This window comes from Vibrio sp. 1457, from assembly GCF_033340195.1.
GTDB lineage: Bacteria > Pseudomonadota > Gammaproteobacteria > Enterobacterales > Vibrionaceae > Vibrio > Vibrio alginolyticus.
This window is the reverse complement of record NZ_JAWOWA010000006.1, coordinates 179,111-201,408: the sequence shown is the minus strand read 5'-3', so window position 1 is coordinate 201,408 and position 22,298 is coordinate 179,111. Positions and strand designations below refer to the sequence as shown.

At 44.5% G+C, this 22,298-nt stretch carries 18 protein-coding genes and 1 pseudogene; 9 read left to right on the top strand and 10 right to left on the bottom strand.

Going from position 1 to position 22,298, the window contains the following annotated elements; genetic code table 11:
• Positions 1-97: 97 nt before the first annotated feature.
• The 5 genes from R7Z41_RS08980 to R7Z41_RS08960 all read left to right on the top strand — a co-directional run bounded on the left by R7Z41_RS08980 (position 98) and on the right by R7Z41_RS08960 (position 5,074).
• A complete protein-coding gene (locus tag R7Z41_RS08980; protein WP_005375135.1) occupies positions 98-478 on the top strand; it encodes a DUF3302 domain-containing protein in 381 nt (126 codons plus the stop codon).
• Positions 478-1,608, top strand: coding sequence for an HlyD family secretion protein (locus R7Z41_RS08975; protein WP_005375134.1), 1,131 nt, complete (start codon positions 478-480; stop codon positions 1,606-1,608). The genes R7Z41_RS08980 and R7Z41_RS08975 overlap by 1 nt, the downstream gene beginning before the upstream one ends.
• 335 nt (positions 1,609-1,943) lie before the next feature.
• Positions 1,944-2,492 (top strand): ECF-type riboflavin transporter substrate-binding protein, encoded by a 549-nt coding sequence (locus tag R7Z41_RS08970; protein ID WP_005375133.1) that lies wholly within the window; start codon positions 1,944-1,946, stop codon positions 2,490-2,492.
• A 6-nt stretch (positions 2,493-2,498) separates the two neighbouring features.
• Positions 2,499-4,238 carry an ABC transporter ATP-binding protein gene (locus R7Z41_RS08965; protein WP_225477343.1) on the top strand — a complete coding sequence of 580 codons (1,740 nt, stop codon included), beginning with the start codon at positions 2,499-2,501 and terminating at the stop codon, positions 4,236-4,238.
• A complete protein-coding gene (locus R7Z41_RS08960) occupies positions 4,235-5,074 on the top strand; it encodes an energy-coupling factor transporter transmembrane component T family protein (RefSeq protein WP_225477341.1) in 840 nt (279 codons plus the stop codon). Before R7Z41_RS08965 ends, R7Z41_RS08960 begins: the two co-directional genes overlap by 4 nt.
• A 122-nt stretch (positions 5,075-5,196) precedes the next feature.
• Here the strand turns inward: R7Z41_RS08960 and R7Z41_RS08955 are convergent, their stop codons facing one another.
• From R7Z41_RS08955 to napG, 4 genes are all read right to left on the bottom strand, one after another.
• Positions 5,197-5,478: a YrhK family protein gene (locus R7Z41_RS08955; protein WP_005375130.1), complete on the bottom strand. Its 282-nt coding sequence runs from the start codon at positions 5,476-5,478 to the stop codon at positions 5,197-5,199.
• A gap of 206 nt (positions 5,479-5,684) precedes the next feature.
• Positions 5,685-6,866 (bottom strand): MFS transporter, encoded by a 1,182-nt coding sequence (locus R7Z41_RS08950; protein ID WP_005375129.1) that lies wholly within the window; start codon positions 6,864-6,866, stop codon positions 5,685-5,687.
• Positions 6,867-7,065: 199 nt separating this feature from the next.
• Complete coding sequence (gene napH / locus R7Z41_RS08945; protein WP_225477339.1) at positions 7,066-7,920, bottom strand: quinol dehydrogenase ferredoxin subunit NapH; 855 nt, start codon at positions 7,918-7,920, stop codon at positions 7,066-7,068.
• Positions 7,920-8,690 carry a ferredoxin-type protein NapG gene (napG, locus tag R7Z41_RS08940; RefSeq protein ID WP_064376387.1) on the bottom strand — a complete coding sequence of 257 codons (771 nt, stop codon included), beginning with the start codon at positions 8,688-8,690 and terminating at the stop codon, positions 7,920-7,922. Before napG ends, napH begins: the two co-directional genes overlap by 1 nt.
• 395 nt (positions 8,691-9,085) lie before the next feature.
• On the opposite strand from napG, the gene R7Z41_RS08935 reads away from it, so the two are divergent.
• A complete protein-coding gene (locus R7Z41_RS08935) occupies positions 9,086-9,586 on the top strand; it encodes a GNAT family N-acetyltransferase (protein ID WP_017820512.1) in 501 nt (166 codons plus the stop codon).
• 46 nt (positions 9,587-9,632) lie between these two features.
• Here R7Z41_RS08935 and R7Z41_RS08930 read toward each other — a convergent pair whose 3' ends face one another.
• Entirely contained in the window at positions 9,633-10,610 is a 978-nt protein-coding gene (locus R7Z41_RS08930; protein ID WP_206970624.1) for a phosphotransferase, read from the bottom strand.
• The gene (locus tag R7Z41_RS08925; RefSeq protein ID WP_206970613.1) at positions 10,607-10,882 is read right to left on the bottom strand and encodes a GNAT family N-acetyltransferase; all 276 of its coding nucleotides are present in this window, start codon (positions 10,880-10,882) and stop codon (positions 10,607-10,609) included. The genes R7Z41_RS08930 and R7Z41_RS08925 overlap by 4 nt, the downstream gene beginning before the upstream one ends.
• Before the next feature lie 127 nt (positions 10,883-11,009).
• Between R7Z41_RS08925 and R7Z41_RS08920 the strand changes: the two genes are divergently transcribed.
• Entirely contained in the window at positions 11,010-11,756 is a 747-nt protein-coding gene (locus R7Z41_RS08920) for a flagellar brake protein (protein WP_042521645.1), read from the top strand.
• A gap of 123 nt (positions 11,757-11,879) precedes the next feature.
• Here R7Z41_RS08920 and R7Z41_RS08915 read toward each other — a convergent pair whose 3' ends face one another.
• From R7Z41_RS08915 to R7Z41_RS08905, 3 genes and pseudogenes are all read right to left on the bottom strand, one after another.
• A complete protein-coding gene (locus R7Z41_RS08915) occupies positions 11,880-12,839 on the bottom strand; it encodes a porin (RefSeq protein ID WP_225477336.1) in 960 nt (319 codons plus the stop codon).
• 397 nt (positions 12,840-13,236) lie between these two features.
• Positions 13,237-14,865 (bottom strand): annotated as a pseudogene (locus R7Z41_RS08910) (methyl-accepting chemotaxis protein).
• Between the two features lie 293 nt (positions 14,866-15,158).
• Entirely contained in the window at positions 15,159-17,519 is a 2,361-nt protein-coding gene (locus R7Z41_RS08905; RefSeq protein ID WP_047102346.1) for a Lon protease family protein, read from the bottom strand.
• A gap of 187 nt (positions 17,520-17,706) precedes the next feature.
• Between R7Z41_RS08905 and R7Z41_RS08900 the strand changes: the two genes are divergently transcribed.
• Together R7Z41_RS08900 and R7Z41_RS08895 are read left to right on the top strand one after the other, a co-directional pair.
• Positions 17,707-18,204, top strand: coding sequence for a hypothetical protein (locus R7Z41_RS08900; protein ID WP_005375116.1), 498 nt, complete (start codon positions 17,707-17,709; stop codon positions 18,202-18,204).
• 85 nt (positions 18,205-18,289) lie between these two features.
• A complete protein-coding gene (locus R7Z41_RS08895) occupies positions 18,290-19,921 on the top strand; it encodes an ABC transporter ATP-binding protein (protein ID WP_225477334.1) in 1,632 nt (543 codons plus the stop codon).
• 242 nt (positions 19,922-20,163) lie between these two features.
• Here the strand turns inward: R7Z41_RS08895 and R7Z41_RS08890 are convergent, their stop codons facing one another.
• Entirely contained in the window at positions 20,164-22,197 is a 2,034-nt protein-coding gene (locus R7Z41_RS08890; RefSeq protein WP_225477332.1) for a prolyl oligopeptidase family serine peptidase, read from the bottom strand.
• Between the last annotated feature and the right edge of the window lie 101 nt (positions 22,198-22,298).

Here is a 22,298-nt window from a genome sequence, read left to right as displayed (position 1 = left end):
TACATAAAAACCGCTTGATTCATCTGTAGTTAAGACAAATACTTAAATTGTTAATTTACGTAGATTTTCCATTTCGCAATAAGCACAGGTAGGTAAGATGTTTCTAGACTATTTTGCACTTGGGTTACTCATCTTCGTTGCTTTAGTGATCTTTTACGGAATCATTGTCATTCATGATATTCCATATGAAATCGCCAAAGAGAGAGAGCACCCGCACCAAGACGCAATTCACTACGCTGGCTGGGTCAGCCTTTTCACTTTGCATGCGCTGTGGCCATTTTTATGGATCTGGGCAACATTATGGCGCAAGGAACGCGGCTGGGGTTTTAAACAACTAGAACAAGAAACACACGACATTCATCACCGCCTTGAAGAACTCATCGATGAAGTCAACGAACTCAAAAACGAAGTATCGATGTTGAAACAACAAAAGATTCAGCAAAAGCCTTTGCCTGAACAAAGTAAAGAGGACGAATAATGGACTTATTGCTGATTCTGACTTACGCAGCTCTTTGTATTGCCATTTTTAAAATTTTCAATATTCCTCTAAACAAATGGACCGTTCCAACCGCCGTACTTGGCGGCGTAGTGTTAGTGGGCACACTCGTGCTGCTTATGAACTACAACCACCCATTTACTCAATTGGGTAACCAAGTGTTCCCGACTACGCCTATCGTCTCTGGCGTGCGTGGCCGCGTGGTGGAAGTGCCAGTCCAGGCCAACCAACCGCTCAAAACGGGCGATATTCTTTTCAAAATCGATCCTGTGCCTTTTGAAGCAGAAGTTGCTCGCCTGGAAGCGAAAGTCAAAGAAGCAAGCCAAGGTGCGTTGGGCTTAGAGTCGGATCTAAGAGAGGCAGAAGCTGCTGTATTGAAAGCGCAAGCGGACAGAGATAAAGCACAAAGGGAATTCAGCCGATATCAAAGGGGCTTTGATCGTGGCGCGTTTACTGAACAAGATTTGGATACTCGACGCCAAGCGTATAAAGCGGCAGAAGCCATGTTAGACGTTGCGATTTTGCAACAAGAACAAGCGCAAATCGCTCTGGACTCTGAAATCGGAGGCGAAAATACCCAAGTCGCGCAACTTCTTGCCGAGCTGCGTAAAGCAGAGTTTAACCTAGAGCAAACCGTCGTTCGTGCGCCAACCGATGGTTACGTTACGCAATTGGCTTTGCGTCCTGGTGTTATGGCTGTGCCGTTGCCACTTGCCCCGGCAATGACCTTCGTACATACCGAAGACATTACGTACACCGCGGCATTCAGACAGAACTCATTACAACGCTTGAAGCCAGGCTTTGAAGCAGAATTTATGTTCCGCGCAATTCCGGGCAAAGTGTTCCGTGGCGAAGTCATTGACGTGATTCCAGCCATTGGTGAAAGCCAAATTCAAGCGCGAGGCGCTCTGCTTGGGACTGATGCCTTGCGCACGAGCGGACGTGTTTTTGCGAAGCTGAAAATTACCGACGACTTGAGTGGATACCACCTACCAATGGGTACTGCGGTTGAAGTTGCAGTTTATTCAGACAGCTTTACTCACGTATCAGTGATGCGCAAAGTTCTTATTCGTATGAAGAGCTGGCAGAACTATTTATACCTCGACCATTAATGAACATATAGCGCATTCATTTATCGGTAAAAATAACATCAAACAGTGTAATCAGGGGCTGACGATCAGCCCCTGATTCATTCTAGCCATCCAGATAGATAGCATTCCCACTTTTATTAATATTCTGTATAATGCGCGCCTTATTTTTAATGCTTGCTAAAACCAAAGCCAGTCAAAGGGATGCGTGAATCAAATCACACATTTCCTGAAGAAAAATAGAGCAAACAATAAGCAGCTTGGTTGTTTTGAATATATGTTACACAATCAAATAACTAACGCTTTCCGACAAAACAATTAAACGTTCTTTAAAATCGACTATTGAACTGAGGTTATCTATGAATCTTTCCGCTAAAACTGTTGTGGTTATTGCAATCGGTGCTGCTCTTTACGGTATCGGCGGCTTACCTATGTTTGGCATCCCTGTGTTTGCAAACACAACGCTAAAACCAGCAATGGCAGTATTAGCATTGTTCTCAGTACTATTTGGACCACTTGTTGGCTTCTTGGTTGGTTTTATTGGTCACTGGGTTACTGACCTATTTGCAGGTTGGGGCGTATGGCTCACTTGGGTACTTGGTTCAGGTATTGTTGGTTTGATTATCGGTCTATTCCCTTCTCTAACGCGCTACCGTTTGGAGAAAGGTGATTTCAATATGAAAGACTTCGCGTTATTCGTAGTACTTGCGCTATTAGGCAACGTATTTGGTTACGGTTGCTCTGCATTCCTCGACACGATTTTATACGCAGAACCGTTCACTAAAGTGTTTACCCAGCTTTCTATTATCGCGATCGGTAACACCATTCTTATTGCTATTGTTGGCTTCTTCATTCTTAAATCTGTCGCTAAACGTAACAAGCAAAGCCGTAACTTAACAGAGGCTTAATGTCGAATGACAATCGAATTTTCTAACTTCTCTTTTAGATATGAGTCGCTGGACAAACCGACGCTAAAAAATATCAATCTAAGGATAGAGAAAGGAGAGAAAATCGTCATTATCGGTCCAAGTGGTAGTGGTAAATCTACCCTTGGGCAATGTCTTAACGGACTGATCCCACACGCAATCAAAGGGGAAACCAGTGGAACATTGACCATCAATGGTCAAGACACCGCCCCTTTCGACATGCACCAATACACTGAGCAAGTTGGCACCGTACTGCAAGATACGGACAGCCAATTTGTCGGTTTGAGCATTGGCGAAGACATTGCATTTGCGCTGGAGAACCAGCTAACTTCAAATATCGACATGTACCCATTGGTCAAAGCCACGGCCAAAATGGTCGACTTGGAACAGATGCTAGAACGCTCACCCCACGATTTATCTGGCGGGCAGAAACAGCGTGTTTCTTTGGCGGGCATTCTCGTCGATGATGTCGATATCCTTTTGTTTGATGAACCACTAGCTGCGCTTGACCCTAAAACGGGAAAAAAAACCATCGAGATCATCGATGATCTACACCGCGAAACGGGCAAAACCATCGTAATCATTGAGCATCGTCTTGAAGACGTTCTGCATTGCTCAGTTGACCGTATTATCTTGATGGAAAGCGGCAAAATCATTGCCGATACAACGCCAGATGAAATTTTAGCGTCGCCTCTGCTAGAAGATTACGGCATCCGTGAACCGCTTTACATTTCAGCACTGAAAGAAGCAGGCTGCGCGATTGAGGGCGATGCAAAACCTTCTAGCTTAACTACCTTGCCGTTGGAGCAATATAAACCGGCAGTACAAGCATGGTTTGATGGTTCAACAGCACAACCACCTAAAACGCCAGCCGAGACTTTGCTTGAAGTCCGTGGCCTCACCTATTCTTACGACGGTGAGAAAAACGCTTTAGAAGACGTGAGTTTTGACATCAAGCGTGGCGAGTTTGTCTCTGTACTTGGCAAAAATGGCTCGGGTAAATCGACCATCACCAAACTGATTATGGGCGTTATTGAAGCGGATAGCGGCTCAATGAGTATGAATGGTCAAGATCTTAACGAACTGACCATCTTCGAGCGCAGCCAGAAAGTGGGCGTGGTGATGCAAAACCCGAATCACATGATTTCCCATCACATGATTTTCGACGAAGTGGCCTTCGGCCTCCGTAATCGTGGCGTTGAAGAGAAACAAATCGAAGCTAAAGTACTTGAAGTCCTTGAGCTGTGCTGTTTGAGCAAATACCGTCACTGGCCAATCGAAGCATTGAGCTACGGCCAGAAAAAGCGCGTAACCATTGCGTCAATTTTGGTATTGGAACCAGAGCTTCTGATCCTTGATGAACCGACGGCAGGTCAGGACTATCGAAACTACACGTCTATGCTGAGTTTCATCGAAAAGCTCAATCGCGAGTTGGGCGTAACCGTGATGATCATCTCTCATGACATGCATTTAGTGCTGGAATACACCACGCGCTCTATCGTGATTGCAGACAGTAAATTAGTCGCGGATGCACCAATGACGCAGGTATTCAGCAGTCCAGAGCTACTAGACCAAGCAAACCTCACCACAACAAGTCTGTTTGAGTTGGCTACAAAAATTGGTATCGAGGACACCAATGGCTTTATGCAGCACTTTATCAATGTAGAAAAAGCGCACCGCCAACAAAAAAGCGACGACGTAAACCAACTAGAGAAAGCGGTGGCATGAAAGACAATAAGATGAAGTTTGGTATCAACTACATCGATACCCAATCACCACTTCATAAGTTGAATGGCATTACTAAGTTCTTGCTTTTCATTGCTTGGGTAACGGTGGTGTTGACCACATTTGACTTGCGAATCATCGCGCTGTTGATCGTGCTTGGTTTAGGCTTACTGAAAATGACCAAAGTGCCCTTTCATGTCTACAAACCGCTGTTATTCGGTACAGGCACGGTATTACTGATCAATGCCCTGTTTATGTTCGCGTTAGCACCGCAACAAGGTACTGAATTCATGGGCTCATCAACGGTTTTACTCTCGTTACCCGGTAATTACTCGCTCACTCAAGAGACGTTTTTTTACCTAGTAACAGTGACGATGAAATACTTCAGCATGTTTCCAATCGCGTTGGTGTTTGTATTTACCACTCACCCGACGGAGTTTTCAGCCAGCTTGAACCGCTTGGGTGTACCTTACAAAATCGCCTATGCCGTAAGCTTAACGCTGCGCTACTTGCCGGAAGTGAAAAAGGACTTTGTTAACATCATGCACGCGCAACAAGCACGCGGAGTAGAACTGAGCAAGAAGGCTCCGTTGTTCACTCGTATGAAGAACGTCGCGAAGATTCTTGGACCTCTGATTTTCTCTAGTTTAGACAGAGCCGATCAAATCTCAAACGCGATGACGCTACGTGGTTTTGGCCGCCACTCCTCTCGCACTTGGTACAGCTTAAAACCCCTGACCAAAGCCGATATGATCTGCATGGCGGGGATTGTAGTGATAGTGATTGCGGCGATCAGCAAGCGTGTTATCGACACACAACTGTTCTGGTATCCGTTCTAAATTCTTAAGCTTCAAACAGAAGATAACGTGCTTAGTATTGCGAACACGTTATCTTCCCGCTTTCCCCTCGATAACTCGCCTGCTGGCTTCTTGCTCGCAAGTATTCAAAAGAAGCGGTGATTTCAGCGGCTCACTGATGTGCCAGAAAGTTGCTTATTCAAACGACCAACATGAACTAAACTCATCAGTTTTATCAGGGGCTTAATGATCAACTGCGCACTGCCTACAATGAAAAGCCAAGTACCACTTTCAATCAACGAATCATTCAAAAAGAAAAAGCTACCAATTAAAAACCAAATAGCAATGAGTAGGTCGTTTGCAGCACCTAACGCCTCATAGCGGCGCTGAATAACGATGTGACGGCTTCCTAGATCTAAATCCAACTCTCTGCCATGTATCTGCACTGTATAGCTCCCCTCTTATTGTTTCGCGTCAGTTATGCCCAAGTTATTTCGAAATACTTAGTTCTAAACCCTAACGGACGTAGCATGCATTGACAACCATTGGAGGGATTATCTATTTGCAATAAAAAGAAAAGGGCGCATAAGCACCCTTTTTAGCGAGTCTAATTACAGGTATTCGCTTTAATGATTAGATAGTGAGTACCAACTTAACTCCACTTCAACAAGCGAGTTTCGTTGCCTTCTTCCGGCTTCGCTGGAATATTGAGTGACAACAGCAAGCTCACTGCTGCCATACCAGCGCCGATGTAAAATACGCTCGCAGGTGAAACAAGCCAGATGACACCAAACGTAACAGGTATTACAACTGCAGCAATATGGTTAATCGTAAACGCAACGCCTGCGGTCGACGCCATATCGGCAGGATCGGCAATTTTCTGGAAGTAGGTTTTAATCGCAAGCGCTAACGCGAAAAATAAATGATCGACAACATACAATGCTGCCGCCCACTCTGCCGTTTGCACCAAACCGTACCCGACGAACACGAAGATCAAACCGACGTATTCAAACATCAACGCTTTGCGCTCACCAACAACGCCGATAAAACGGCCTATTCGCTTCGCAAACAAGAAGTTAAAGACATAGTTAATCAGGAACAGCAACGTAATATCTGCGGCGGAGTAACCAAACTTTTCTACCATCAAGAAACCAGCGAACACCGTAAAAATTTGACGGCGTGCTCCACTCATAAACGTAAGCGCATAGTATAACCAGTAACGTTTACGCAGGATGAGCTTCTTGTTCTGAGGCACTTTTGTCTTAAATTGTGGGAAGGCAAATGCCATCACCAAAATGAGCACAAAACCTAAACCACCAGCCATTAAATAGACCGTTTTAAAATCAAGTTTGAGCTGTTCGAGCGAAACCCAAATGGCGCCGTAGGTAAACAGAGAAGCCAAAGCTCCAACAGAAATAAACTTACCCAGCATTTCTGGCGCTTCTTCTTTAGATAGCCATTGTAAAGACAAAGACTGCTTGAGTGTTTCAAAGTAATGGAAGCCGGTGGACATTAACAAGGTTGTAAAAAGTAGACCGTACAAAGTGGGAAAATAACCTGTTAATGCCGTACCAAGCGTAAGCATCGCCAAAGAGACGAGCATAAAGCGTTGCTCTCGGATAAACAGCAATACAAACACGGCGGTAAAGGCCAAAAAACCCGGAATTTCGCGCACACTTTGCAATAGGCCTATGTCGGCACCATCAAAGTTTGCTTTCTCTATAACAAAGTTGTTCAACAACGCCATCCAGGTAGAAAAAGCAATGGGCACGATAATGGAAATTAACAGGAGGAAATTTTGCGGCGTTCTCCAGCCGTGCGATGAGGTAGTCATGATGTTTCCTTTAAATATGAAGGCATCATCATAGCTTTAAATGTAACAAATTCGCAATATCATTATTATTTTCAACCCAGAGCAAGCTGATATGGCTGAGGAATATTGTTATGAAGATAAACATCGCACTCAATTCCTTGGCTAAGCGCGATGTTCAAGTATCAAGAGAACTAAAGCATGAGTAAATGTGCTCAGTGGCTTAATCAATGACTTTTACTGATAGGCGATTTTTAAATTCAAACACATGTTCTGGACACACATCCAAACAACGGCCACAGCTAATGCAGTTTTGATCCATAACTCGACGATCTCCCTCTTTCAAAGGCTGCCGAAGCACTTCTGGTTCTGGGCAAACGTAAAAGCAATCCATGCATTTGGTGCAATCTTCGCGCCGAACAGCAGTAACGCGCAACAGGCTTTTTCGGCCTATCACGCCATAGGTAGCCCCCAGTGGACATAAGTGCCCACACCACCCATGCTCAACCAAGAGTAAATCCAACACAAACACTAGGGCGATTAGCACCCAACCTGCGCCCATACCAAACACCAACCCGCGATGCAGTGCCGCAACTGGATCTAACCATGTCCAAAGAATCGCGCCAGATAGCGCACTGCCCAATATCAAAACAGGGATCAGCCAATAACGAATCATGGGAGACCAACGATAGCTCGCTTTAATGTTGAACTTTCGACGCAACCACGCCGCCAAGTCTGTCACGATGTTCAACGGGCACACCCAAGCACAAAATGCGCGCGGCGCCAAAATCGCGTAAAACACCACGACAATCACTACGCCTAACAACGCATTAAACTCCGGAACATGCCCTGTCGCCAAAGCTTGAAGCACGATTAACGGGTCACTTAACGGCACGGTATCGAGCAACATACTTGATGACAGATTACCAGTTAGAATTCCCAGCGTCGGCCCAGCCATAAATAGCGCAATGATGGTGAACTGACATAGCCGACGTAAAATCAAAAACCGATGCGCGCGCCACCAACCAAGCTTTTCAAGCGCTTCTTTGCCAGCATTTTGAGCTAAATTCTTTGCCATTACTTACCTCCTTTTAGCGATTCAAGCGCACCTTCCGGCACAGGCGTCTCACTAGGGAGGATATTTTCGAGTGGTTTGTCGAGCTCTTTCCAACCAAAATTGTAGTGGCTGCCCACTTTGCCTTTCGCCAAATCCGTCGGGACGACTTTAATAGCAGCGACATCCAACACGCACGCTTGTTCACACTTACCACATCCGGTACACACTTCGGAATTCACTGTAGGGATAAGTTTGGCGTGATAGCCAGTTCGATCGTTGTGAACCATCTCTAACGTGATGGCTTCATCAATCAGCGGACAAACGCGATAACAAACGTCGCATCGTAACCCTTGCCAGTTAAGGCAAGTTTCATGGTCAATAAGAACCGCTGTACCCATTCGAGCATCATCAATATCGGTTAGTTTCGGATCCAGCGCCCCACTCGGACAAGCGACAACACAAGGAATGTCTTCGCACATTTCGCAGGGAATATCGCGTGCAGTAAAGTAAGGTGAGCCAGTCGCGACGGGTGAAAGTAATGTCGCAAGTTTCAGGGTATCGTAAGGACATGCCTGAACACACAAGCCACATCGAATACAAGCTGATTCGAAATCGCCTTCCGGCAGTGCACCAGGCGGACGAATAGGCACACCTTTGGTTTCTCGAGCTTGGCTTTGTAGCGATTGTAGGCCCAATACACACGCAGCTGCGCCAACACCAGCCGCAGTTCGAGCTGTATCACGCAAAAATCGGCGCCGACTTTGCGATATTTTAGACTGAGAGGATTTCATGCTATTTCCTCAACAAAACTCCCTTATCAAGTTAAGCATAAATAGCCCTAAACGTGTCGTTTCCCTATACCTCATAGGAGGTAACCCCATCCTCTATTGATTCAAGTCAACTGACGCACAGTGCCGTCGTCACAGTTTGACTAAATGCGTTTATTTACTGCGACATGAAATTCACCACGATACTCTGCAGTACGCGCCATTCTCAGTACAATAATTCAACACCTTTTCAATCTACTCGCTCAATTCGATGATAAATCACTACTAAAAATTCAAAAAATGACATCATAACAAGCTAATTTAAAAGGCATTTATCCATTAAACATAAAAAAACATTATCCAAATAAGAAAACTGTGGTTAGATTAAAAATTAAAACTAAAAAGCGAAGGAGAGAGGCATGGAAATTATCGTACGTCCAACGACCGTCGAAGACGCAGCGGCACTCGTAGAAATCTATTCACAACCAAAAGCACAACGTGAAACCCTGCAACTCCCAAAGCCTTCGCTCGCGATGTGGGTGGAAAGGTTGTCAAACATACCTGATGGTGTTTATAGCTATGTCGCTGAAATTGATGGTAAAGTCGTCGGAAATATTGGCTTTCACCACTCTCTACGTCCAAGAACGATGCACACGGCATCGTTTGGCATCGGAGTACATGATAGTTTCCATGGACTCGGTATTGGTAGCAAATTGATAGAAACAGTCACTGAACTAGCAGATAACTGGTTAAATGTGAGAAGAATTCAGATAGAGGTCAATGCCGATAACGACGCCGCCATTGGGCTTTATAAAAAGCATGGATTTCAAATTGAAGGTGAAGCGATTGACGGTTCCTTCCGTGATGGTGAATTCATCAATACCTATTACATGGCGCGCATCAGACCAGGCCAAAGATAAAACAAAGCCTCCTACTAATTGGAGGCTTTTCTTTTTAAACTTCGACTCACTTTCGTAAGTAAGCCAACGCTCTGCGAGTCAATGCTTCTGTGTAGGGATTGATCTTCCAGTGGTCGGGACTCCAACCTTTCACAAATCGCTGAAAGTCTGCCCAAGCCACAGCAAACAAAGGACGCCACTCACGCTCGACTTCATTAGGGTCAAGATTCGGTTGATAGACAATTAGCGCGTGTTGCAACTGAGCAAAATACGTATCCAAAACCCAAACTTCCATCTCTGCACAACGTTCTGGCTTAACGGCACTACTCATAAACAGTGCCACATCTTTCATGGCACACCCACATCCAACGTATTGAAAGTCAACCGCAGCAACGTTTGATTCTTCTTCATCAAAACAGAAGTTCGCCAATTTGGCATCACCGTGTACTAGTGTTTTAAACTTAGCTTGCGAAAGCGTTTGATCAATCAATTGAGCCGCATTTTGTAGCTCAGTGTCTTGCAATGCTTCAAGCTCGTCGGGTCTGGTTGCTAAGTGCCAGTATGTACCGATATGCCACAACTTATCAGAACGAACATTGATGTATCGCGCATGAAAGTTCGCCAACCAAGTGAGGCAGGCTTGTAGATGCTTTAGCTGTGCATCTGTGATGACTTTTGGAAAGCCCACCTCGGCGAGATCTTCCATCACAATGAGCCATTCATTCTCCGATTGGAACGTTTTTAGACCTTGTGGTACTCGGCAGCGAGTATCCACCCCTCCGGAAAAATACTCATACCAATTCACTTCCACCTGATAAGAGTGCAACTTTCTTTGATGAGAACGGTCCGTATTCCAGCCTCTAGGATGCTCTGAAGGCTTAGGGAGTTTTACATGCTTAATGATCACCGAACGAGTAGAATAAGTAACTCGGACTAACTCCCCATAGCCTCCCCATAGCGATTGTATGACTTCTACAGAGCGGTAATTACCGAGATTGAGTTCCTGGCCAATATTTTGGTAGCATTGGTGGTTGTTACTCATCATGCGATCAGATGTGACCACGTTTGGTTCTTCTCCATATAGTGAATAACATATGGGCAAACTGGTTTGATTTGATAACCGAGTGACTCAATTTCTGGCAACACCGCTTCCATCATCACTTTTCCGTACCCCTTACCTCGCAGTGCTTCAGGAACAACCGTTGATGTAATGTGCATGACATTACCCTTAAGCTGATAAATCACCTTGGCTTTATAACCCAGCTCTAAATCAACCCAGAATGTACTATTCGTGGTCTCATGAGTTACTTTATGCATATCTTGCTCTCTAATTTTTGTTACAGATTGATTGAATCAAACTATATCACTGAATAAAATCGATACCATGCGAGAGTGCTGCTTCGCCTCACGCGATTACCTTCTTACATCAGGTACGACAATTATAATGAGAAATATGAGCCCAATTGCCAGAGACGGCAAGCTACCTCTGCAAAGCAAGAAGGCACCAGAACGTCAGGCAAGTACATTAAATAGCACCGATGCAATGGCAATGGTCGAACATGGCAGTGAAGTGAGCTTAAACGTCACCACCCCCGTTGGTACAAAGTTTATTACAACCAGCACATTTGTTGGCTGTCACTCAAATAATACTGCATTGATAGAGGTTCCGAACATCTCCGATGAAGACTTGAAGTTCTATTTTCAAGAAGGCTTTTGGATCAATGTAAAAGCCTACTCTCATCGAGGTGAAGGGGCCGTTATCCCATTTCGGGCCCAATTACAGCATCGACTGGGCGATCCGTACCCAATTTTGGTGCTAGACCTACCCAACACTATGCAGGTCTTTCAGCTTCGCAAAGAAGTGCGTTACGAAGTAAATTTGAGAGCGCGTGTTTGTTTAGAAGCCTATCGAACTGAATGCGAAATAAGAGATTTATCTCGTAGTGGCTGTCGTTTTGTAACATCACCAATGAGCCGACCACTTCAGGTTGGTGACCACGTTTCATTGGATCTAACGATGCCCGGAGAAAGTCGTATGCTAGCGCCGTTGCGAGGTCGTATTTGTAATTTACAAAAATCAACGCACTATGCTCGCTACGGAATGGAGTTTGATGAGGTTGGTAAAAACAACGCTAAAAACCTCCTCAGTCACCTCAAATTTGATGGTACTAAGCTCACACTAAAAAGATAGATTTGATAACCCCTATCGCTTATCAAGAAGCTTTGAAGTGCTAGAAAACAAGAAACCCCTTACTTTTCAGTAAGGGGTTTTATTTACTAAGAATAAGGCAGTATCTTAGATAAGAGTCATGACTTAAAAGTCGTAACGTAGACCTAGCGCTAGCTCATCTTTTTCATCAGCGCCTTCGTTATCCATTAGATCGAAGTTGTATGATGCGTAGCCACGGAAGTTAGGCTTGAAGTAGTAAGTTACATCAACAGCTAGGTTTTTTACAGTATCTGCGTCTTCTAGTTCACCTTTGTTGAACGTAGAAGTGAATACAGTTTGACCCATAGTGTAAGCAGCGGCTAGTTCGTAGCCTTTGTAATCAAGAGTCTTGCCTGCAACATCTATATCCGCGCCAGTGTAGTTACCAGCGAAGTAGAAGTCACCTACAGAGTATGCAGCTACCAGCATGAACTCATCGCTGTCGTTTTGATCTGCGTAACCAGCACCTAGTTCAAAACCAGTGTTAGCAAACGCGTAAACACCAGATAGAGAGAAGCCATCTTCCTCGTTGTCTGTAAAGCCTTGTGCATCTGTTGTGCGATCAGCAAAACGGTAGCTAGCGCGTACAGCTAGTTGCTCGAATTGGCCTTTGTAAGACAGCATGTTATCTGTACGGTCAGAAACAGGCAGTTTAAGTGCTGCTGTGTTACCGTGGTAAGCCATAATGTCAGTAAAGTCAGTAAGAACCACTAGTGCGCCGTCGTTTTTACCGTAAGTTACTTCACCGTATTTGCCACCCAGACCTGCATAAGCGTAACGAGTTTCAAGATCACTATCGTTATCTACAGCACCTTCTTCTTTTGTTTTGAACTCACCTTCCCAAAAACCAACACCGTATAGGTTTTCATTGATTTCCTGTTTGCCTAGGAAGTTAAGACGGATGCGAGTACGGTCTTCTGCCTTACCATCCATCATAGAAAGACGCGCTTCAGCGCGGCCGCCCATCTCAAGAGAAGTGCCATCTTGGTTGTATAGTTCTGAAGCGACAACTTGAGATCCTGATGCCATTAGCGCCACTGCTACAGCTAAAGTTTTTAATTTCATTTTTATTTTCCATATCATTGTTTTATATGTGCTTTCTCACCAGAAAAACAGGACTTTTCTGTACCAACGAGAAAACTGGCGGCATAGTAGCAGCTGTTATTTTTCACGCAACGTGTTGAATAAACAGCGCTTATAGAAGAAAACACCACTTAAAATGACGATATGAATACCTCTCAACCATCAAGTTATCGGTTGAGTTAAAAAAAATGTTCGCGTCAAAAAAAAATTGACGAAAAAAATGTAAAAACAATATCACAAAACGTGATATTGCCCGCAAAAAAATCTTGTTAACTGACTGTTTTAGATAGACTTATTGATAATAAATCCGATTGTTACAAACAAAAAAATCCCTGAGCATTCACTCAGGGATTTAGAGATTTGATAAGTAGATGATGAATTAAAGCTTAAAGAAACTTAATTGCTCTTTCTGCTTCTCTGCAAGTAATGAAAGCTCAGTACTCGCACTTGCACTCTGGCTGATGCCCGCTACGTTTTGGTTTACAAGCTCCGACATGTTAACCACGTTGCGATTGATATCTTGAGTAACTTGAGACTGCTCTTCGGCTGCGGTTGCTACTTGCGTGTTTGAATCGTTGATGTTGGCGACCGACTCGGTAATTCCAACCAACGCCTCATTCGCTTGTTGCGTCAGCTCGTTGTTGCGGCTAAGCATATCAAGGCTGACTTGCATACTGTCATTCGCAAGCCCAGACTGCGCTTGAAGCTCTTCAATGATCGTTTGGATCTCTTGTGTCGAGTCTTGAGTACGCGCTGCTAGCATGCGTACTTCATCAGCTACTACCGCAAAACCACGACCAGACTCACCAGCTCGCGCCGCTTCAATCGCAGCATTCAATGCTAGCAAGTTGGTCTGCTCAGATACGCCGCGAATCACTTCAATAACATCGTTGATCTGTACAGATTGCTCTTTTAGACGCAAAACAACTTGCGCTGCATCGTTCAATGCTTGAGACATTTGCGCACTTGCTTCCGCACTTTCTTGGAAGATAGCCAAACCTGATTGAGCAAGTCCATCAGCTTCACGCGCTGTTGCGTCAGCAGAGGTCGCGTTATCACTCACATTATTCGCAGTACTTGCAAGCTCGTTAACCGCAGATGCAACTTGCTCGATCTCCGCCAACTCTTGTTGAGCGTTCGCTTCCGCTTGCGTCATTACTGCAGCTAATTCGGTCGATGCAGATGCAACTTCCTCACTAATACGGGTTAACTGGTCCACAGTGTTGTATAACTGCTATGCGGTTTGGTTTACATCTTTGCTCAGCTTAGAGATCTCATTGTCCCCATCGACATCTGCACGTACTGATAGATTACCCATTGCTAACTGACGCATCACTTCTTGCAGCTTTTGGATTGGTGTAACAATCATGCCAGATAGGAACCAAGCGCCTATCAATGAGAAAGCAAATACCGCTAAAACCGTCAACATAGCGTTATTTTGCACACGCTCATTTTGCTGATGACTTCTGATAGTAGATTGTTCAGCTTGCTCGTTTACATGCTTTGATAGCGTGTTAATTTGTTGGACCATTTCTCGACCAACATTGCGATACTCTTTGACAAATGCACGGTACTCGCTATCCGATTTCAAACCTTGATCGTATTGGTTGAAGAAAGCAACTGAGCGCTCTGAATATCGCACATAGGATTCAATTGCTTGGCGAACTTTAACGGCATCGTCACGGAATAGGTTTCGGGCTTCAATTGCGCTTAAATCGGCATCAACTTGCTTTAAGCCTTCTTTCAATTCGGTTAGAAAATTCTCACGACGAGAAGCATCGTAAATAGCGTAAACCGCGCTTATGCGCAGAGGGTAAATTTGGTCGTCAATACTCGCCAATGTGTCTTTGTGAAAAACCAAAGATTCTTGGTTGGAAGCAATAACATCTTGCTCTGCTTGAAGATTGTTTTTAGTAATCCAAAGAGCAATAAACAAAACAATCGCGGTAAATAATACCGGAACCAAAATTTGCGTTCGTACTGACAAATTTTTCAGTGATAACTGCATGACAGGGCCTCAGTTGTATGCGTGATGTCTATATCCAAACAAACTCGAGCAGTGCCTATAACAACGTTACTTTTCGGCAGTTTGAATATCTATGCTTCCTTGCGACGGGATAAATCCCAGACGAATAAACAAGTGGCGAATATTAGAGGTCGATCACACTTTTGTCTAGTGCAAAAACTCTCCATTTTCAATCTGTTATTGACAATATCCCGACAGTGGCGTCGGGATATTGTCGTTATGATAAATTATGTTCACTTATGATGAGATACATTCACATTTAGGACGGTTTTAGCCTATTTTCTCAACGAATTGAGCTTAGCTTGAGCAAGGCCAAAAATAGTATCGATTGGATAAGAACCTTCATCGGTTGGCTCACCAGCAACTTTCCCCGTAAACAATTCGATAGCTTCAGTAACATGGTCAATCGCCCAAATATTAAACTCGCCTTTTTCGACTGCTTTCACGATGTCGGAACGAAGCATTAGATTGTGAACATTAGAGCGCGGAATAATGACCCCCTGCCCGTCATGACGACCTTTAATTACACACACATCATAAAATCCTTCGATCTTTTCGTTTACGCCACCAATAGGCTGAGCTTGACCAAATTGATTCATCGACCCTGTTATCGCAATGTCTTGTCGGTTTGGTTGCTTTGAAAAAGCAGACACAACCGCACATAACTCAGCCATGCTGGCACTATCACCATCAACACCACCGTAAGATTGCTCAAAGGTAATGGTTGTCGTTAATGGCACTCGTGCCGTTTTACCAAATACGGAAGATAAGTAGGCAGACAAAATCATTACGCCCTTAGAGTGAATACTGCCACCCAAATCCACGCTGCGCTCGATATCGATAACATCCCCATCACCGTAACACGTCGTCGCTGTGATGCGATTCGGTGCACCAAACATGTAGTCACTAGTGCTCAATACCGAAAGTGCGTTCACTTGGCCTACGGCTTCTCCTTCGGTGCGAATCAGCGTTGTGCCGTTAATAAAGGTTTCCATTACGTTATCGCGTAATCGGCTTACTCGCATTTCTTGGTTATTGAGCGCCTCTTCAACATGCCCAATACGGATCATGTTAGAGTTAGCTTGACGAGCCACGTAGTTCGACTCTCGAAGCAAGTTGGCGATATTAGCCGAATGTAGAGATAGCTTGGATTGGTCGCCAGACAAACGTGAGCTGTATTCGATGATCCGAGCAATGGCTTTGCGATCGCAATGCAACATATTGTTGTCATGCACCACGCTAGAGATAAAGCGCGCGTAATGCAGCTCAGACTCCGGCGTACGTTTCATTTCGTCTTCGAAATCTGCCGTCACACGGAACAACTCGCTGAACTCTGGATCGTAATGTTGGAGTAATTGGTAAGTTCGGTAATCACCAAATAAGATAATTTTGATATCAAGCGGAATCGGTTCAGGATCGAGTGATACCGCCCCCGTCAATGTGACTTCTTTTTCTAGAGACGTAAAACTCAATTGACGAGCACGCAATGCGCGCTTCAAACCATCCCAAACGTAAGGCTGTTCAAGTACTTTCTGAGCATCCATTAATAGAACGCCGCCATTCGCCTTATGCAAGCTCCCTGCGCGAATCAGCGAGAAGTCGGTAAACACCGTTCCCTTGAAAGTGGCAGTCTCAATCGACCCGAAGAGTGAATGATAGTTGGGATTTTCTTCAACAACGATAGGAAATTCGCTGCTTTTACGGCTTACCAAGACGTTCACTTTATAACGACGTGGCAATTTTTTATCCAAGGATGCCGTCGCAATTTCGCCTTGCTCGCCACTTTGGTCAAGGAAGATATCTGCGTTTTCAACAATATCTTTTTGCAGCTCAGTTAAGTAGGTTTTGATTTCGGAATATTGCGCGTAATCCACTTTGAGTTTTTTGATGAAGTGAGTAATCACATCAAGCGTCACTTCATCATTGAGCTTTTTGATTTTATCGCTGTATGTCTCTTCCCACTCCGTAAGCTCACGAACCATCGAGCGCAATCGCACTTCGAGTTCATCAATAGCATCGCTGAATTGCTCTTGTTCTTTTTTGCTTAGTACATCAAAAGACTCTTCCGTATGAAGCTCATCACCGTTCATGGCGACAAACTGATAATCCCCCTGTGTAGTCAGTGTTAGGCTGATGCCTTTTTCTTTTGCCTCTCGGCTAATACGATCCAGCTCGTTTTGTTGCTTAGCTGCCAATTGATTTTTTAATCGCTCAGCGCGGCTAAAGTACATTTCATTGTCGAATGCTAGGGGTAAAGCATTCAATAATTTGCCCATTAAAGCTTCAATATCAACACGTAGCTTATTTCCGATACCACAAGGCAGCTTTAATACCTTTGGTGTACGGGTATCCTCAAAGTTCGCAACGTAACACCAATCAAACAGGGCTGCTGCATCGTGCTGGTGACGATTCAGATAGCGCAAGATCATGGTGCGTTTACCTAGCCCATTCTGACCAATGGCGTAGATGTTATACCCTTTCTCTTTGATGGACATCGCAAACTCGACCGCTTTTTGCGCGCGCTCTTGGCCCACGATTTCATCAATTGGAGGTAACTCCTTGGTCGACTTACATGGCATATTCTCTAGATCTGCTACAGAATATAGCTGCTTAGCTTTCAATCTTAGTATTGCCATATCCACTTCCTTTTTTCTTATTTTCGTTATTTGAGTGTAGAGATTATTTGCTTAATTTTAAGTGATTTACCTTCCACCCTAGATTGATTGGACATTTTATGAACACATAAGTGATATTAACACGCACTTGCAATTGATAATCAATTTCATTTAATATCTAAACAAATCAAATGTTGTGGAGATGGATATGAATATTGAGCAATGCTGGATGCGCTACTTAAAAGCGGAGCAACTGATGGAACAAGGCCATTGGCCAGAAGCTCATCGTTTATATGACGACGTGCTCAACAATCTACCCAACCACATTCATTTAGCGCTAGAAAATGCACAAACTAAACCTTGCCAATTTGTATGTCTCATTACGGGACTTAGAGATGCTAGCGTGACGCAATCAGAGATTCTCAACAAACTCGGCTTACAACATGATGCGTTCTCAATACTCAATCAAACTTACGCGCTATTTCAATTTTTGCAGCTAGAGAGCCATGAACTGATTGAGCGCGTAGGTCACCTACTTGGTCAACAGAGCGAAGACTTATTAGCTCACATGGCGGCATTTTGCTCTGCCCAACGTAATGCTCAATGGATGATAGAACTCGAGCACGTAACGCGGGCGCATGAGCAGTTCTTACATTTGCAAGCAATGAGTTCGGCAAAATCTTCGCCTTCTCACCTGTATAATTAATCTAAAGCTCAAGCATTGAGGCCAGCTAGATTTATGCTGTCCATTGCTTGAGTATCATTTGCTTTATCAACCACAAGGATCTGTGATGTCTTCTAAAACCATTCTTTCGGTGAACAACCTATCAGTCAGCTTTACGACAAACGATGGGATCGTCGATGCAGTAAAGAATGTTAGCTTCGATTTAAAAGCAGGCGAGACGCTGTCCATCGTTGGCGAATCTGGCTCTGGCAAGTCAGTATCAACCAATGCACTGATGAAACTATTGCCAGACAACGCTATTTTGCATGAAAGCTCATCCATCATGTTTGAGGGTAGCTCCATCTTGGATAAAACAGAGCGTGAAATGCAAAGTATTCGCGGTGATCGCATTGGCATGATTTTTCAAGAGCCGATGACCTCACTAAACCCGTACATGCGGGTGGGTATCCAAGTCGCTGAGGCCATCATGTGTCACCGCCCGGTCGACAGACGAACAGCAAAAGCAAAGGTGTTAGAGCTGTTTGAATTGGTTCATATGCCAAACCCAGAAAAAGCGTACAACAAGTACCCACACGAATTTTCTGGTGGTCAATTGCAACGCATCATGATTGCGATGGCACTGATTAACGAGCCCGATATTTTGATCGCCGACGAACCTACAACAGCGTTGGATGTCACGGTTCAAGCAGAAGTGTTGCACCTGATTAAAGAAATTCAGGCTCAGATGGGCATGGCAATCCTATTTATTACTCATGACTTAGGCGTCGTAAAACACTTTGCAGACCGTGTCATTGTGATGTGTAAAGGAGAAGTCGTCGAAGAAGGCGAAACGCAAACACTCTTCGAGGACCCAAAGCACGAATACACACGTATGCTAATCAACTCGATTCCTAAAGGCAGTAAGGAGCCTATTAGCGAAAGTGCTACACAGCTTTTAAAGGCCGACGATATACGAGTCAAATTCTTGGTAAAGTCGCATTTTATTGCGAGCAAGAATGAGTACTTCGAAGCGGTAAAAGGCATTTCTCTTGAGCTTAAACAAGGAGAGACCCTCGGGATCGTTGGGGAGTCCGGTTCAGGTAAGTCTACACTCGGCCGAGCTTTGATAGGTCTACTGCCCTCAACTGGCAAAATAGAATATAAAGGCCAAGATATGGCCTTGCTGACAAACAAAGAACGTTTTGAGCTGAAAAAAGACGTTCAGATGGTATTCCAAGACCCTTATGGTTCGCTTTCTCCTCGTATGACTATCGGCGAGATCATCACAGAAGGATTAACTGTCCACCAACCAATGTTGAGTAAAAAAGAACGTATGCAGAAAGCGCGCGACGTGCTCCGTGAGGTCCGCTTAGATCCCGCGTCCATCAACCGTTATCCGCACGAGTTTTCAGGAGGCCAGCGTCAGCGTATTGCTATCGCGCGAGCACTGATCCTTGAACCTTCGTTTATTCTGCTTGATGAGCCAACCTCTGCATTAGACCGCTCGGTGCAACTGACAGTGATTGACCTTCTGAAAGATTTGCAGAAAAAACACAATATTGGCTACTTGTTTATTAGCCACGATCTATCAGTAGTTAAAGCACTCTCTGATCGTGTTCTAGTCATGCAAAAGGGCGAGGTCATGGAGCAAGGTACGGCCGAAAAGATTTTCCAAAACCCTAAAAATGACTACACGAAAAAACTGATAGATGCCTCATTTGATCTTGAAAACAATGAAAATCAGCACAATGCGGCTTAGGTTCATCACAGTTTCATATTCATAAACTAGGATTAAGAAAAGGTGATAAATTCATCTTGTCTTAAGAATGGCGTAGCTGCCTTTCGGTTTGGCCGCCGAGACTGGTTGGTTCAAGAGTCAGACTTAGTCAACCTGGCTCAAATACTGGCAAACAGTATGAATTGAGTTCCCCCAACCATGAAAAATGCCGCGACACTGTCGCGGCATTTTTTTATTCTCAGAAGCTTCGAACAACTAGGGCATTAAATCGACTCAATACCCATATTATGTAACGTAAATGCATACACGTCTGTGGTGAGGTCAATTTGCTTACTCAGCGGCATTCCTGCACCATGACCGGCATTAACATCAATGCGTATCAATACTGGATTAGCGCCTTGCTGCTTGTCTTGCAGCTCCGCAATAAACTTGTACGAATGTGCTGGAACCACACGATCGTCGTGATCGGCGGTTGTCACCAATGTCGCAGGATATTGCACGTTTTCTTTTACATTGTGAACAGGAGAGTAGCCAAGCAAGTATTGGAACATCGCTTCGCTTTGCGAAGACGTGCCATAGTCATACTTCCAGCCTTCTCCAGACGTAAACGTGTGGTAACGCAGCATATCAAGCACGCCAACCGCAGGCAGCGCGACTTTGAATAGTTCAGGGCGTTGCGTCATACACGCTCCAACTAACAAACCACCATTAGAACCACCGCGAATCGCTAGGCGATCCGAGCTCGTGTAGTCGTTTTCAATCAGGTATTCCGCCGCCGCAATAAAGTCATCAAACACGTTTTGCTTTTGCTGCTGAGTGCCTGCGTTGTGCCAAGCTTTACCGTATTCACCGCCGCCTCGCATGTTGGCGACAGCGTAAATACCACCCAGTTCTAGCCAGTTGGACACATTGTCAGAAAACATTGGAGTGAGGCTGATGTTAAAACCGCCGTAACCATACAACATGGTTGGTGCTCTACCATCAAGTGCAATTCCCTTCTTGTATGAAATGATCATCGGAACTTGCGTGCCGTCTTTTGAGGTATAAAACACCTGTTTTGATTCATACTCATTACGATCGAACGGTGCCTTTGATTCCTGAAACAGTGTCGATTCACCAGATTCGACATCAAATGAGAAGATCGTCGGAGGCGTCACGTAGTTAGTGAATGTGTAATAAAGTGTGGTTTCTTCTTTTTTACCCGCCAGACCATAAGCCGTGCCTTCTCCCGGCAATTGTACATCTCGAATCCACTCACCTTGGTAGTTAAACTGCTGCACTTTAGAAAGCACATCTACCATATAAGTCGCAAACAGATAACCGCCACCTTTGCTGATTTCTAACGGCTGTTCTTGTTCAGCAATCACGTCAGCCCATTGTTCTGTCTGAGTGTTGTAGCTGACAACTTTGCCATTCGGCGCGTCTAGGTTGGTGTAAAGCAGCAAGGTTGCGTCTTGGCTATCAATTAAGTAGGTGTCTCCTTGCGTTGTCTCGCGCAGCGTCACAATTGCCTGTAACTCAGACTGTAAATCAATATAAAACAGACGATTACCCGATGTAGATTCTGCGCCAGAGATAATGAGGAAGCGATCATCTGTCGTCGTCGTACAAGACACATAACGATGAACTTGCGTATCCAACTCACCGAAAATCACTTTATCTTCAGATTGAGGTGTACCAAGTTCATGATAATAAAGCTTGTGATGCTCAGTTCGAGCAGACAACTCGCTGCCTTGCGGCTTATCGTAGCTTGAGTAATAGAAGCCTTTGCTGCCCAGCCAAGAAATCGACGTAAACTTCGCATCAACAATCTCAGGCTCTAGCTGTTCTTTGGTTTCCGTATCAATGACAAAGATCTTACGCCAATCACTGCCCCCTTCTGAGATGGAATACGCGACCAAACGGTAGTCTTTAGAGAAGCTGACTTCGCCAAGAGAGGTCGTGCCCTCTTCGGAGAAAGTATTTGGATCAAGGAAAACCTCGGCTTCTCCCTCGCCTTTACGTCGATACAATACACTTTGGTTTTGCAAACCGTCGTTTTTGTAGAAGTAGGTGTAGTCACCACGTACAAATGGCTGGGAATATTTTTCGTAGTTTTGACTGTTCGCCACTAAGTCACGGATTTGTTGGCGGTACGGTATCTGACCAAGGAAATCGAAGGTGACCGAATTTTGACCCGAAACCCATTGTGCGGTTTCTTCACTGCGATCATCTTCTAACCAGCGATAAGGGTCGGCAATGTCGTGACCAAAATAAGTGTCCACGACAGAATCTTTACGTGTTTTTGGGTAATGCATAACGTCCGTGTTACTCCGTTGTTTTTATTAAGTTGTTTATCTTCAATCGTTTTATTGCGGTGATTACCTTAGAGCACCCAATTTTGATTTCAACGACATTG